The following is a 14,364-nucleotide window of genomic DNA, read 5'->3' as shown; positions in this document are numbered from 1 at the left end:
CGACGGTGGGGTTGGGGGGTGAGGGCGAAGGGCGGCTAATCGTCCTCGTCGGCCCGGCGCATGACCACGAAACGGTCGCGCCTTGCCATGTCCTTGCGGTTGAGGACGTCACGCCAGCCCTTGTCCTCGGGGAACAGCCGGGGGATGTCGATGCCCTGACCGTCATGGTGTTCGATGGCCATGGCCCCGCCCGGACGCAACAGCCTACGGCCGACCGCCTCCAGGTCGCGGATCATGTCCAGACCGTCCTCGCCCGACCACAACGCCGGGGCCGGGTCGTAGTCGCGTACCTCCGGCGGGATGACGTGCGCCTCCCGGGTCGGAACGTAGGGCGGGTTGCTGATGAGCAGGTCCACCCCGCCATCGAGCTCGGGCAGGGCGGTACGCATGTCACCCTCGTGGGCGGTCACCCGATCGGCGTGCCCACTGGACTCCACGTTGCGGCGGGTCCAGCGCAGCGCCTCGGGATCGATCTCGACCGTGTGCACCCGTGAACGCGGCACCTCCTGGGCAATGGAGATGGCGATGGCCCCGGAACCGGAGCCCAGGTCCACGACCAGTGGGTCGGCCACGTCCATGGACCGCAGTGTCTCGATCGCCCAGTCCACCATGATCTCGGTCTCGGGGCGGGGCACGAAGACACCGGGCCCGACCTGGAGTTCGAGGTAGCGAAAGTAGGCGCGTCCGGTGATGTGCTGGAGGGGTTCGCGGGCCTCTCTGCGGGAGACGCACTCCCAGTAACGGGCGTCGAAGTCGGCGTCGGCGACCGAGTGCAGTTCCCCTCGACGGACACCATGCACGAACGCCGCGAGTTCCTCGGCGTCGGTGCGGGGTGAGGCCACGCCCGCCTCGGCCAGCCGGAGCGTGGCGCGGGCGACCTCGTCGAGTAGGAAGTTCATGATGTTTGGGCGGCTTCGAGCCTCTCCTTGGTGTCCGCGTCCACCAGGGCCTTGATGACCCCGCCCAGTTCTCCGTCGAGGACCTGGTCGAGGTTGTAGGCCTTGTAACCGACCCGGTGGTCGGAGATGCGGTTCTCCGGGAAATTGTAGGTGCGCACGCGCTCGGAGCGGTCGACGGTACGGACCTGGCTCTTGCGTTCGGCGCTGGCCTCGGCGTCCGCGCTGGCCTGGGCCTCGGCGTAGATGCGGGCGCGCAGGATACGCAGGGCCTGCTCCTTGTTCTGGAGCTGGCTCTTCTCGTTCTGGCAGGAGGCGACGATGCCGGTCGGCAGGTGGGTGATGCGCACCGCGGAGTCGGTGGTGTTGACGCTCTGCCCGCCGGGGCCGGAGGAACGGTAGACGTCGACGCGAAGATCCTTCTCGTGGATCTCGATCTCGATCTCCTCGGCCTCGGGTACGACCAGGACACCGACGGCGGAGGTGTGGATACGCCCCTGGGACTCGGTGACGGGCACGCGCTGCACCCGGTGGACACCGCCCTCGAACTTGAGCATGGGCCACGCGCCCGAGCCGGGCTCGGGGTTGCCCTTGTTCTTGAAGGCGATGGTGATGTCCTTGTAACCGCCCAGGTCGGAGTGGGTGGCGTCGATGACCTCGGTCTTGAAGCCCTGCCGTTCGGCGTAGCGCAGGTACATGCGGACCAGGTCGCCGGCGAACAAGGCGGACTCGTCACCGCCCTCACCGGCCTTGACCTCCATGATGAGGTTCTTGTCGTCGGCGGGGTCGCGCGGGATGAGGAGGAAGCTCAGGCGCTCGGTGAGCTGCTCGGCCTCCTCGGTCAGCCGGTCGGCCTCCTCGGCGAAGGAGGAGTCCTCGGCGGCCAGCTCACGGGCGGCCTCGATGTCGTTCTCGACCGCCTTGAGCTGCCGGTAGGCCTCGATGATCGGGGTGAGCTGGGAGTAGCGCTTGCCCAGCCTGCGCGCCTCGGCCGGGTTCGCGTGCACCTCGGGGTCGGCGAGCCGCTGTTCCAGCTCGTAGTACTCCCCGAGTAGGTCGTCCAGCTTCACTATCCCATTCCCGTCTTCTCGTCCGCCCTGGCTGTTCCCCCGGATGAGGGGGCTGCGACCGGTCCGGTGGCGCGCCCCGCGGACGGAGCGGTGCCACCGGGCCGAAGGGCAGCGCTACTTGCGCTTGCCGAAGCGCTTCTCGAAGCGGGCGACCCGACCACCGGTGTCCAGGATCTTCTGCTTGCCGGTGTAGAAGGGGTGGCACTCGGAGCACACGTCGGCGCGCAGCTTGCCCTCGGTGAGGGTGCTCCGGGTGACGAAGTGGGCGCCGCAGGTGCAGGTCACCTCGGTGGCGACGTACTCCGGGTGGATGTCGGCCTGCATGTGTTCTCCTTGCTAGTGCGCGACCGCCGGACGCATGACCACGGCACCCACCTCACAGGTGGGGCCGTGTCGAAACCATGCGCGAACCGGTGCCGCGGCGATCCAGGTGATCGGGTGGCGTGCTCTCCCGGTGACAGGAGGACGAACCTACCCTCACTACCAGTTTGCCAGATCGACAACCATGCCGGGACCAGTACCTATTCCCGAGCCCCCTTCCGGGGCTCGGCGTCGCGCATCGTGCTGGACGGTGGTTTGTTCGCGTCGGCCCGTCGCAGTAGCAGGACCAGGCCGACCAGCACGGCCAGGAGCAGGGCCAGCACGATCGTGCCCGCGTTCGCTCCGAGGCCGTAGATGAACACGTAGCTCACCGATCCGGCCAGGACCGCGTAGTAGGTCAACGGGATGAACGTCTGGCGGATGAGGTCACCCTCACGACCGACCAGGCCGACCACCGCCGAGGCGGCCACGATGTTGTGCACCGTGATCATGTTCCCGGCCGCGCCACCGACGGCCTGGGTGGCCACGACGGTCTCCGGTGGGACCCCGATCTGTTCGGCGGTGGAGAACTGGAAGAGGGAGAACATCAGGTTGGAGACGGTGTTGGAGCCGGCGACGAAGGCGCCGAGTGCGCCGATCCACGGGGCGTAGAGAGGCCAGGCGGTGCCGCCGAGCTCCGCGGCGCCGGTCGCCAGGGTCAACGGCATGCTGTCCAGGGTGGTTCCCCCGAAGTCCGCTCCGGTGTTGATGAAGACACGGACCAGCGGCACGGCGAACAGCAGGGCGACGGCCGCCCCCGCGAGCTGGGAACCCGCCATCTTCCAGGAGGCGAGGATCTCCGAGCCCTTCATGCGGTGCAGTCCGTAGGTGAGGAGGCAGACCAGGATGAAGGTCGCCCCGGGTGAGTAGAGGGGTTCGACGGCCTGAGCGATGGAGGTGCCGAGGATGTCGTCGGAACCGATGGTGATGCCGGACAACCATTCCTGGACGGGGGCGATCGTGCGGCTGCCAACCAGGATGGCGGCGACCAACAGGTAGGGAGCCCAGGCCTGGAGCAGCCCCATGCGACGACCGACGACCTCCTCCCCATTGCCGGACTCGATCCGGCCGGTCCAGCGGGCGAGCCAGTCCTCCCGCGGCGGGAAGTCCCAGATCCTCTTCGGCATCAGGAAGCCCTTACGGGCGGCGAGGACGACGATGACCAGACCGGTCAGGCCGCCCAGGAGGCTGGTGAACTCGACCCCGAGGAAGTAGTTGTACAAGATCGACGGGATCGTCATGACGAAGGCGCTGAACAGGGCGAACCTCCAAACGCCGAAGCCGTCGGAGAAACGCCGGTTCTCCCCGTAGAAACCGCAGAGCATGCAACAGATGAAGAGGGGGATGAGGGTTCCGGCCACGGCGTGCAGGAGCACTGTCTGAAGGCCGATCTCGCTGACGAACCCGGGCAGGGTGAGGCCGAGGACGGAGGCGCGTTCGGCGACCTGCTCCGAGCCGTCCAGGCCACCGGCGACCCCGACGAGGATCGGGGTGCCGACCGCGCCGAAGCTGACCGGCGTGCTCTGGATGACCAGCCCCACCATGACGGCGGCCATGGCCGGGAAACCGAGGGCGAGCAGGAGGGGCGCGACCACGGCCGCGGGGGTACCGAACCCGGAGGCGCCCTCGATGAAGCTGCCGAACAGCCAGCCGATGATCACCGCCTGGATACGCCGGTCGGGGCTGATGTCGGTGAAGGTGGCCCGGATGGTGGCCACGGCGCCGCTCTTGGTGAGGGTGGAGAGCAGGAGCAACGCGCCGAAGATGATGTAGAGCAGGCCCGCGGCGAGGATCAGGCCTTGGAGGGTGGAGGCCGCGATGGCCATCCAGTCGGTCTGCCAGAACAGGACCGCGATGCCGACCACGACTACGTACCCGGCGGGCATCGCGTACATGGCGGGGAGGCGGAACCCGACGAGCAGGACTCCGACCACGAGGATCGGGGTGAGCGCGAGGAGACTGAGCAGGGCGATGTTGTCCATTCCAGACGGCTCCCTGATACGGGGTGTGCACTCGGCTGGCGCGACACTAGATCCGCCGGAGCGCTCCCACCATCCCCCTTTTGTGATCTGCAACACAGTAGTGATATTCGAGTTCCGTATCCCGAAAAGAACTCGGTCGACCGGCCCCGGACACACGAAAGGCCCCCTTCCCGAACCCGGGAAGGGGGCCTGCCGTTCGGTTACGAGCGCTCCGGCCCCACCGTGGTCTTCTGGATCTGCATCAGGAACTCGGCGTTGCTCTTGGACTCCTTCATCTTGTCCAGGAGCAGCTCGATCGCCTGTTGCGTGTCCAGGGCGTGCAGCACCCGGCGGAGCTTCCATACGACGTTCAGCTCTTCCGGCGACATCAGGATCTCCTCCTTACGGGTGCTGGAGGCGTCCACGTCCACGGCCGGGAAGATCCGCTTGTCCGCCAGGGACCGGTTGAGCTTGAGCTCCATGTTGCCGGTGCCCTTGAACTCCTCGAAGATCACCTCGTCGGCGCGCGAACCCGTCTCGACCAACGCGGTGGCCAGGATGGTCAGCGAACCGCCGCCCTCGATGTTGCGGGCCGCACCGAAGAACCTCTTCGGCGGGTACAGGGCGGTGGAGTCCACACCACCGGACATGATGCGTCCGCTGGCGGGAGCGGCCAGGTTGTAGGCGCGGCCCAGGCGGGTGATGGAGTCGAGCAGGACGACCACGTCCATGCCCATCTCCACGAGGCGCTTGGCGCGCTCGATCGCCAGGTCCGCGACGACCGTGTGGTCCTCGGCCGGACGGTCGAAGGTCGAGTGGATGACCTCGCCCTTGACCGTGCGCTGCATGTCGGTGACCTCCTCGGGACGTTCGTCCACGAGGATCACCATGAGGTAGCACTCCGGGTTGTTCTCGGTGATGGCGTTGGCGATCGCCTGCATCACCATCGTCTTACCGGCCTTGGGCGGAGAGACGATCAGACCGCGCTGGCCCTTACCGATCGGGGCGACCAGGTCGATGATCCGCGTGGTCAGCACGTTCGGCTCGGTCTCCAGCCGCAGGCGCTCCTGCGGGTAGAGCGGGACGAGCTTGGAGAACTCCTGGCGCCCCTTGGCCTGGTCCGAGGACATGTTGTTGACCGAGTCCAGGCGCACCAGGGCGTTGAACTTCTCGCGTCGCTCACCGTCGCGAGGCTGACGGACCGCACCGATGATGTGGTCGCCCTTGCGCAGGCCGTACTTGCGGACCTGGGCCAGGGACACGTACACGTCGCTCTGGCCGGGCAGGTAGCCGGTGGTACGAACGAAGGCGTAGTTGTCCAGGATGTCCAGGATGCCCGCGACCGGCAACAGGACGTCGTCCTCACCGATGACCGGCTCGGTCTCCGGACCGCTGCTACGACCCCGACGGTCCCGCCGGTCCCGACGCCGACCGCGCCGGCGGCCGCCGCCGAAGTCGTCGTCATTGCCGCTGTTGCTGTTGCTGTTACCGCTGTTGCTGTTACCGCTGCTACTGCGACCCTGGTTCTGGCCGTCGCCGCCGCCCTGCTGACGGTCGGTGTTGTTGGTGTTCTGGTCGTCACCGCCACGGTTGCGGTTGCGACGGTTGCGCTGGCGTTCGCGACCCTGCCCGGACCTGTTGTCACGGTCCTCGGAGTCGGGGCCGTTCTTCTGGGGGGTGCTGGATGTCTTGGTCACGCTGCTCGCGGAGGTTGAGGAGTCGGTGCCGTCCACCGAACGGGGCTGGTCACCGGATTCGTCACCGCGTTTGCGGGACGAGCGGCGGTTGCGGGAGGGCTTGTCGCCCCTCCCACCCTGGGACTCGGTCACGGCCTGGTCCGATGACCGAACACCCGAACCCTTGTTCTCCACCTCGTCGGAACCCGACGGGGTGGACGAGGCGGGTTCGGTCCGGTCGTCGGTTCCTTCGACCTTACCGGCCTCAGGGGCGGCGTCGGACTTCTTTGCCGACTTCGATTTGGCCGGGGCCACGGGACCGCCCTGCTTGGCTTCGATCGCGGCGATCACGTCGCTTTTGCGCATGCGCCCCGTACCGGTGATGCCCATGCTCGACGCGAGCTTTTGGAGCTCGGGGAGCTTCTGGGCGGCGAGACCGGTGCCGCGCGAGGCCGCACGCGACCTCGACGCGCCCGTTGGTGCGGCTTCGCCGGCCTCCGTGGAGGCGTCGGCGCCGTTCTTGCTGTCGACCGCCGCGTCCGTTCGGAGTTCGGTGGTGTCGCTCACTAAGGGTCCTTCCCAAGGAGCGGGCTTCGGCCGTCAGCGTTGTGCTTGATCGGCCGGCCCGATGGTGCGAACCGGCAGGGGCCGGGTAGGGCGTGCCCCACGTGGATGTCGGAAACCGGCGTTGTCGGTCCCCTACCCGATCGCGGCGGGCTCTGGGTACAGCCAGACGTCAGGGCGGATAGCTCGGAGGTGATGCCCGTCAACCGTCGTGGCACGCTCATCCGAGGAGGAGCGGACTTCGAAGACGTGGGCACAGTCGCGGGGAGACCGCTGACTCGACACATTGGCCGCCGCTTCCGACTGATCGTGAGATCGGACCGCCGGAGTATGGGATGCGGAAGCCGCTGTGGCGGATGAGCACACGCCCCGTGACGGGGCATCTGGTGCTTCACCAAGCCTAACATCACCTGAGGCCACGGCTATTCCTCGACACAGATGCTACGGATGGGGAGATGGGGTCCGCACCCCCGCCGGCTCAACGTGCAGGGGGCGTATGTCCCAATCATTACCCGCCCACCGAGCGATCGAATCAATCTGTCGGGCGATTTCCGGCGAATTCACCTCCGCGCGTCCCTCGGCGACCGTGCACAGCACCAGCGCCGTGGGCCCCGCACCGGAGACCACCGCGGCGAGTTTCTCGTGTTCTCGCAGGTCTTCGACGAGGGAGAGGGTGCGCGGCATGGCGGGCGAGCGATAGGACTCGTGCAGCCGATCCCGGGTGGCCGAGAACAAGGATTCCGGTTGGCCACATACGGCCGCGGTCATCAACGCGGCGCGTCCGGCGTTGAAGGCGGCGTCGGCGTGGGGAACCGTCTCCGGCAACAGCCCGCGGGCGCGTTCGGTGGACAGCTTCCAACCCGGCACGCACAGTACCGGCAGGATCCGTTCGTCCGGGGTGAGCCGGGCGACGCCCCAGGTGTCGTCGTCGCGATAGGCCACGGTGTAACCGCCGAAGACACAGGGGGCCACGTTGTCGGGGTGACCCTCCATGTCCGCGGCGATCTGGTAGATCCAGTCGCGGTCCGGGCCGCCGTCTGGCCCGGCCCTGCCGAGCAGTGCCGCCGCCGCCGCGACCCCGCCGACGATCGCCGAGGACGAGGAACCGAGTCCGCGCGCGTGCGGGATGTCGTTCTCACAGCGCAGGTCCAGGCCGGGAAGTTTCTCCCCGACCCGGTCGAAGGCCTCGGCCATGGCCCTGATGACGAGGTGACGCCGGTCGAGCGGCACCTCTCGGCAGCCCTGCCCCGCGGCGAAGACGTGGAGCTCGTCGTCCTCGCGCAAGGAGACGTCGAAGCGGTTGTACAACCGGACGGCCAACCCGAGGCTGTCGAACCCGGGCCCGAGGTTGGCGCTGGTGGCCGGGGCGTCGACGGACACCCGGCGCGGACGTGGTGAGGTCACTGGTGGCTACCTAGGTCGGTACGGAGCTCAGATCAGGTCCAGGGCCTTGGCGGCGGCCTGGGCGTCGACGGGGACGGTGATGGCGGAGGAGGCACCGGCCAGGGCCCAGTCGGGGTCCTTGAGGCCGTTTCCGGTGACGGTGCACACCACGCGGCTGCCCTTGGGGACCTCTCCGGCCTCGACGGCCTGTAGGAGGCCGGCGACGCTCGCGGCCGAGGCGAGCTCGACGAAGACGCCCTCTTGGGAGGCGAGGAGCTTGTAGGCGGCCATGATCTGCCGGTCGGTGACCTTGTCGATGGCGCCACCGGACTCGTCGCGCGCCTGTTCGGCGAGCTTCCAGGAGGCCGGGTTGCCGATGCGGATGGCGGTGGCGATGGTGTTGGGGTTGGTCACGGGCGCCCCGTCGACGATGGGCGCGGAGCCGCTGGCCTGGAAGCCGAGCATGCGGGGGGACCTGGTGGACATCCCGTCCTTGGCGTACTCGGTGTAGCCCATCCAGTAGGCGGTGATGTTGCCGGCGTTGCCGACGGGGATGCAGTGAACATCGGGGGCGTCGCCGAGGGCGTCGACGATCTCGAAGGCGGCGGTCTTCTGCCCTTGGAGACGGTAGGGGTTGACCGAGTTCACCAGGGCGACCGGGTAGTCGACGCTGAGCTTGCGGGCGAGTTCCAGACAGTCGTCGAAGTTGCCGTCGACCTGGAGCAGGCGGGCACCGTGCACGAGGGCCTGGGCGAGCTTGCCCATGGCGATCTTGCCCTGGGGCACCAGGACGGCGCAGGCCATGCCCGCGCGGATGGCGTAGGCGGCGGCGCTGGCGCTGGTGTTACCGGTGGAGGCACAGATGACGGCCTTGGCGCCGTCCTCGGCCGCCTTGGAGATCGCCATGGTCATGCCGCGGTCCTTGAAGGAGCCGGTGGGGTTGAGGCCCTCGACCTTGAGGAAGACCTCGCAGCCCGTGAGCTCGGACACGCGTGCGGCGGGCAACAGCGGGGTGTTGCCCTCCTGGAGGGTGACGACCGGGGTGTTCTCGTTGACGGGAAGGCGGTCGCGGTATTCCTCGACTAGGCCTCGCCAGGCCCGTGCCATGCTCACGACGGTGTCCCTTTCGGGTGGTTGCTGTTCGCTTGACGCGTGCCCTCGGCGGGCGCGCGGGAAAGTCGTCCCTCTAGGGAAGACGGGTGTGGGGGTCTCGCCGCGGCGGAGCGTCCCCACTGGTGACGAGTGTACGACCCGACCTGCGAGGTCTTGCGTCGCGGCACTGTGATCTCAGTATCCGGACACCGGGGGTCGCTTTCCGCCGAGCGACCCCCGGCCCTCGATCAGTCCTGGAAGTTCTCCACGCGCATCACGCTGGCCACCTCGCGGACCATCGGGTGCGTGCTGAGCCGTTCGACCGTGCTGCTGAGCGCGGAATCGGGTGCGGGGTGGCTGACCAGCACGAGCTGGGCGTCGTCCCCGCTGCCCTCCTGACGCACGTTCCTGATGGAGACACCGTGGTCGGCGAAGACCTCGGCGACCTGGGAGAGCACGCCCGGACGATCGGCCACGTCCAGCGCCACGTGGTAGCTGGTGATGGTGCGGCCCATGTCGTGCACCGGCAGGCCGGTGTCGTGGCCTCCCTCGGCCACGGACGTGCGGGCCATCCGGTTACGGGTCACGCCCACGATGTCGCCCAGGACCGCGCCCGCGGTGGGGGTGCCCCCCGCCCCGGCGCCGTAGAACATCAGCCGGCCGGCCGACTCGGCCTCCACGAAGACCGCGTTGTAGGCCTCCTTGACGCTCGCCAGCGGGTGCTCCAACGGCAGCATGACCGGGTGGACGCGTACGCCCACGGACTCGCCGTCCTCGGAACGCTGACAGATCGCCAGGAGCTTGACCACGCACCCCATGTCCCGGGCACTGGCGATGTCGCCGGCGGAGACTCCCGTGATGCCTTCGCGGTGCACGTCGGCGGCGGTGACGCGCTGGGTGTGGAAGGCCAGCCGGGCCAGGATCGCGGCCTTGGCCGCGGCGTCGAAGCCCTCCACGTCGGCGGTCGGGTCGGCCTCGGCGTAGCCCAGGCTCTGTGCTTCCGCCAAGGCCTCGGTGAAGGACGACCCGGCCGAGTCCATGCGATCCAGCACGTAGTTGGTCGTGCCGTTGACGATCCCCAGGACCCGGTTGACCTTGTCACCGGCCAGGGAGTCGCGCAGCGGGCGCAGCAGCGGGATGGCCCCGGCCACGGACGCCTCGTAGTACAGGTCGACCCCGGCCTCGCGGGCCGCGGCGTGCAGGGTCTGTCCATCCTCGGCCAGCAGCGCCTTGTTCGCGGTCACCACGGACTTGCCGGACTTGATCGCCGAGAGGATCAGCGAACGGGCCGGCTCGATCCCGCCGATGACCTCCACCACGACGTCGATGTCCGGGCGGGTGACCAGCGCCGTGGCGTCGGTGGTCAGCAGCGCCGGGTCGACCCCACGGTCGCGGTCGAGCCTGCGTACCGCGATCCCGCCGATCTCGATCGGCGTGCCGATCCGCGCGGCCAGTTCCTCGGACTGTTCGTTGACCAGGCGGACGACTTCCGAACCCACAACGCCGCATCCGAGCAGCGCCACCTTCATCGCCATTTGGGCGTGACTCCCACTTCTCTCGTGTCCGACCCCTCCGGACGCCGGTCGACGCCCGTGTGACGAACGTTTCAGCCTACGTCGAGGCGGAGGAGGTCCTCCTCGCTCTCCCTTCGCACGATGACCCGTGCGTTCGCGTCCCGAACCGCCACCATGGCGGGGCGGGGCAGGTGGTTGTAGTTACTCGCCATGGAGTAGCAGTAGGCGCCGGTGGCGGCGACCGCCACCAGGTCGCCCGGCCGCAGGTCGGCGGGCAGGTACAGGTCGTGCACGATGATGTCACCGCTCTCGCAGTGCTTGCCGACCAGACGGGAGAGCATGGCCTCGGCGTCGCTCTCGCGAGAGACCAGCCTGCCGGTGTACTCCGACCCGTACAGGGCGGTGCGGATGTTGTCGCTCATCCCACCGTCGACGCTCACGTAGGTGCGGATGCCCTCCACGTCCTTGACGGTGCCGACCTCGTAGAGGGTGACCCCGGCGGGACCCGCGATGGCACGGCCGGGCTCGACCGCGATACGCGGCATGGGCAGGCCCGCCTCGGCGCACTCGCGGCGCACGATCGCGGTGAGGCTCTCGGCGATGGTCTTGGGGTCGAGGGGGTCGTCGTCGGAGGTGTAGGCGATGCCCAGTCCGCCACCGAGGTCGAGTTCGGCGAGGGTGACGTCGAGTTCCTCATGGATCCGGGTGAGGAACCGGGTGACGCGGCGGGCCGCGACCTCGAACCCGGAGGTGTCGAAGATCTGCGAACCGATGTGCGAGTGCAGCCCGACCAGTTCCAGGTGGTCGGCGGCCAGGACCCGACGGACCGCCTCGGCGGCGGCGCCGGTGCTGAGCGCGAACCCGAACTTCTGGTCGTCGTGGGCGGTGGCCACGAACTCGTGGGTGTGCGCCTCCACGCCGGTGGTGACGCGGATCAGGACCTTGGGGCGGGCGCCGATCTCGGCGGCGACGGTCGCCAGACGGTCGATCTCGTCGAGGGAGTCGACGATGACGCGGCCGACTCCGACCTCGACGGCACGGCGCAACTCGGCCACCGACTTGTTGTTGCCGTGCATGGCGACGCGGTCGGTGGGAACGCCGGCGGCCAGGGCCACGGCCAACTCACCGCCGGAGCACACGTCGATCTTGAGCCCTTCCTCGATCACCCAACGGGCGACGGCCTTGGTCAGCAGGGCCTTGCCGGCGTAGTACACGTCGGCGTCGGTGAAGGCGGTGGAGTAGTCGCGGGCGCGGGAGCGGAAGTCCTCCTCGTCCATGACGAAGAGCGGCGTCCCGTACTCGGCGGCGAGGGCGCGCACGCCGATGCCACCGATGGTCAGTTCTCCGTCCAGACGGCGCGAGGTGGCGGGCCACACGCGTTCGTCGAGGGAGTTGAGGTCCTCGGGCGGCAGCGGTGGGTTGTCCTCCGGCAGGATCTCCGCGTGGCGGGATCCTGCGGGGTGGGCGTAGCGGCTCATGGCGGGTCTTTCGGCTGGACCTTCGTATTGCTGTTCAGGGGGGACCCTGCCCATTGTCCATCAAGAAGATCGGAACACAGGGGTTGGGATCTCCCCCTGGGACCCGCGGCGGACGAAGTGTCTACAGCCTTGTGGGCGCCGACACCCCGAGCAGGAAGAGTCCGGTGCGGAGCACACCGGCGACGGCCGCGGGCAGGGCCGGGTCCAGGGCGGCCCGCGTGGGTTCGTCCCCGCCGGCACCGACGGTGGAACCCGTCCGCCACTCATCGTAGGCACTGCTCAACGCTTCCAGGTATCTGACCAGGATATGGGGTTCCTCTCGGCGCGCGGCGGTGTCCAGGACACCGGGGCCGTCGAAGAGCAGCGCGCGCACCTTGGCGTTGGCGCCATGGCGGCATTCGGCCGCCGCGAGCCCGGTGTCGCGGGCCCATCTCAGGCTGGTCAGCGCGTGCGCGTGGGCGTAGCGCAGTCGGAAGGCCGGGTTGGCGTCGGTGAGGCGGGCCCAGGCCCCGGGGTGCTCGGCCGAGGGCAGCACCGGTAGGTCCCTACCCGTGGACTCGTTCTCCCTGGGTCTGTCGGGCACCGAGCGGCAGAACGCCACCCGGGCGCTGTCCTCGCCGATGCGTCCCAGGGTGCGGCCGGCGGGTGTGTACAGGTCGGTGCGATCGGTGTCCAGGTAGTGGTCGCGCCAGGACACCTCGCCGCTCGGTTCGGGGGGAGGGTCCTCGTCGCCCACGGCCATGGCGATGCGGGCGCGGGCGTCGGCACGGGCGAAGCGTCGCGCCTGCGCCACGGGGCCGGCCTCGTGCAGGTCGGTGCGGGGCCACTCCCCCGCCCCGGTCCAGGGGCGTCCGGTGAGGAAGCGCGGGCCGTCGGCCGCCGCACGCAGCAGGCTCTGGCGCTGGCGGCAGGTGAAGGTGATGTTGACGAAGCCGCGTTTGTCGCCGAGGACCTCGGCGAATCCGGCCTCGGGGTCATCGCCGTCGGACAGGGATTCGACCTGCTCGACGATACGAGCGGAAACCGTGAGGCGGTGGGTGTCGTCGCGCCCCTCGGGGAGCCGGTCGCGCACCCGGCTCACCAGCCGCGGGGCCAGGGCCACGGAAGCGTCGGCCGAACCCGCGGCCTGGTCCGCGCGCGGCCACACGAACGGGATGTCGGTGTCGTCCAGATCGAAGGCGCGCAGCGCGGCACGGCGCACCACGGCCTCCAGGGCGCGTGGGGTCACGCGAGTCCCCCCATGCCGTCGTCGCCGTCACCGTGCAGGGCACGGATGAGGTCGACGAGCTCGTCGGGGTCGAAGGGCTTGGTGATGTAGTCGTCGACGCCGATCCGTTCGCCCCGCCTGCGGTCGTCCGCCTGGGCGCGGGCGGTCACCATGACGATGCGCCGGTCGTAGCCGTCGGCTCGTAGGCGTTCGACGGTGCTCCAGCCGTCGAGGCGGGGCATCATCACGTCCATGGTGATGACGGCGGGTCGGACGTGACCGACCTGGTCCAGGCAGTCCTGTCCGTCCATGGCGGTGAACACCTCGAACCCCTCCAGTTCGAGGTTGAGGCGGATGAGTTCACGGATCACTTCGTCGTCCTCGACGACGAGAACCCGTACGGGAAGGGCGTTCACGATCGTGACACTACCTCCGCCGAGCGCGACGACACCACCGGATCGGAGCATTCGGACGACCCCCCGAAACGATTGGACGAACCTCCCTCAACCCCTGCTAGAGTTGACCTCGCAACAGCGCCCCCTTAGCTCAGGGGATAGAGCACCGGCCTCCGGAGCCGGTTGCGCAGGTTCGAATCCTGCAGGGGGCACAGTTCGAGAGGGAACACCGCGACGGTGTTCCCTTTTTCGTTTCCGCGCTTCGGGGACGTCGCCGCTCCAAAGCGCGAAGGGAGTGAGATGACGGTCGGCCTTGAGCGCCCGGAGGACGTTCCGACGGGTTTCGCCCGGGCGTGGAACCGAGGGGACGCGGAGGGCATCGCGAACCTGTTCGTTCCGGACGCGGACTTCGTCAACGTGGTCGGCCTGTGGTGGCGCGACCGCGAGAGCATCCACCGCGCCCACGACTACGGTCTGCGGGTGATCTTCCCCGGCTCCGCCCTTCGTGTGTCCGGTGTTCGGGTGCGCGAGTTGGGCGACGACGCCGCGGTGGTGCACTGCCGTTGGTCGATCACCGGTCAGACGAGCCTGGACGGTGGACCCGCGGGCCGCCGGTCCGGGGTCTTCACCTTCGTCGTCCAACGCGGGTTCGATGGTTGGCGGGCCGTGGCCGCGCACAACACCGACCGGGTCCCCGGCGCCGAGACCCACGTCTCCGGTGAGACGGGCCTGACCCCGACCGACTACCGCGAACGGCCTTAGGGCGTG

General features: G+C 68.9%; 12 protein-coding genes and 1 tRNA gene. 2 read left to right on the top strand and 11 right to left on the bottom strand.

Annotated features, from left to right (window positions below):
- Positions 1 to 35 precede the first annotated feature (35 nt).
- The 11 genes from prmC to ACWGSK_RS11850 all read right to left on the bottom strand — a co-directional run bounded on the left by prmC (position 36) and on the right by ACWGSK_RS11850 (position 13,617).
- A complete protein-coding gene (gene prmC, locus ACWGSK_RS11900) occupies positions 36 to 899 on the bottom strand; it encodes a peptide chain release factor N(5)-glutamine methyltransferase (RefSeq protein WP_358512233.1) in 864 nt (287 codons plus the stop codon).
- Positions 896 to 1,966, bottom strand: a complete 1,071-nt coding sequence (prfA, locus tag ACWGSK_RS11895) for a peptide chain release factor 1 (protein WP_452455818.1) — start codon at positions 1,964 to 1,966, stop codon at positions 896 to 898. Before prfA ends, prmC begins: the two co-directional genes overlap by 4 nt.
- A gap of 114 nt (positions 1,967 to 2,080) precedes the next feature.
- Complete coding sequence (gene rpmE, locus ACWGSK_RS11890; RefSeq protein WP_358512239.1) at positions 2,081 to 2,290, bottom strand: 50S ribosomal protein L31; 210 nt, start codon at positions 2,288 to 2,290, stop codon at positions 2,081 to 2,083.
- 197 nt (positions 2,291 to 2,487) lie between these two features.
- Positions 2,488 to 4,308, bottom strand: coding sequence for an L-lactate permease (locus tag ACWGSK_RS11885; RefSeq protein ID WP_358512242.1), 1,821 nt, complete (start codon positions 4,306 to 4,308; stop codon positions 2,488 to 2,490).
- A gap of 200 nt (positions 4,309 to 4,508) precedes the next feature.
- Positions 4,509 to 6,530 (bottom strand): transcription termination factor Rho, encoded by a 2,022-nt coding sequence (gene rho / locus ACWGSK_RS11880; protein ID WP_452455817.1) that lies wholly within the window; start codon positions 6,528 to 6,530, stop codon positions 4,509 to 4,511.
- Between the two features lie 438 nt (positions 6,531 to 6,968).
- Complete coding sequence (thrB, locus tag ACWGSK_RS11875; RefSeq protein ID WP_452455834.1) at positions 6,969 to 7,907, bottom strand: homoserine kinase; 939 nt, start codon at positions 7,905 to 7,907, stop codon at positions 6,969 to 6,971.
- Between the two features lie 51 nt (positions 7,908 to 7,958).
- On the bottom strand, positions 7,959 to 9,017 hold the full coding sequence (thrC, locus tag ACWGSK_RS11870) for a threonine synthase (protein ID WP_358512294.1): 1,059 nt from the start codon (positions 9,015 to 9,017) through the stop codon (positions 7,959 to 7,961).
- A 233-nt stretch (positions 9,018 to 9,250) separates the two neighbouring features.
- Positions 9,251 to 10,537: a homoserine dehydrogenase gene (locus tag ACWGSK_RS11865; protein ID WP_358512250.1), complete on the bottom strand. Its 1,287-nt coding sequence runs from the start codon at positions 10,535 to 10,537 to the stop codon at positions 9,251 to 9,253.
- Positions 10,538 to 10,608: 71 nt separating this feature from the next.
- A complete protein-coding gene (gene lysA, locus ACWGSK_RS11860; RefSeq protein WP_358512253.1) occupies positions 10,609 to 11,994 on the bottom strand; it encodes a diaminopimelate decarboxylase in 1,386 nt (461 codons plus the stop codon).
- Positions 11,995 to 12,115: 121 nt separating this feature from the next.
- Positions 12,116 to 13,222 carry a DALR anticodon-binding domain-containing protein gene (locus tag ACWGSK_RS11855; RefSeq protein WP_358512256.1) on the bottom strand — a complete coding sequence of 369 codons (1,107 nt, stop codon included), beginning with the start codon at positions 13,220 to 13,222 and terminating at the stop codon, positions 12,116 to 12,118.
- Positions 13,219 to 13,617, bottom strand: coding sequence for a response regulator transcription factor (locus ACWGSK_RS11850; RefSeq protein ID WP_358512259.1), 399 nt, complete (start codon positions 13,615 to 13,617; stop codon positions 13,219 to 13,221). Before ACWGSK_RS11850 ends, ACWGSK_RS11855 begins: the two co-directional genes overlap by 4 nt.
- 119 nt (positions 13,618 to 13,736) lie before the next feature.
- Between ACWGSK_RS11850 and ACWGSK_RS11845 the strand changes: the two genes are divergently transcribed.
- Together ACWGSK_RS11845 and ACWGSK_RS11840 are read left to right on the top strand one after the other, a co-directional pair.
- Positions 13,737 to 13,808: transfer RNA gene (locus ACWGSK_RS11845), tRNA-Arg, on the top strand.
- Positions 13,809 to 13,896: 88 nt separating this feature from the next.
- The gene (locus tag ACWGSK_RS11840; RefSeq protein ID WP_358512262.1) at positions 13,897 to 14,358 is read left to right on the top strand and encodes an SgcJ/EcaC family oxidoreductase; all 462 of its coding nucleotides are present in this window, start codon (positions 13,897 to 13,899) and stop codon (positions 14,356 to 14,358) included.
- The last annotated feature ends 6 nt before the right edge of the window (positions 14,359 to 14,364 follow it).

This window comes from Nocardiopsis sp. NPDC055551, from assembly GCF_053619415.1.
Note: the sequence above shows the minus strand (reverse complement) of the source record. Positions and strands in the feature narration are given on the sequence as shown.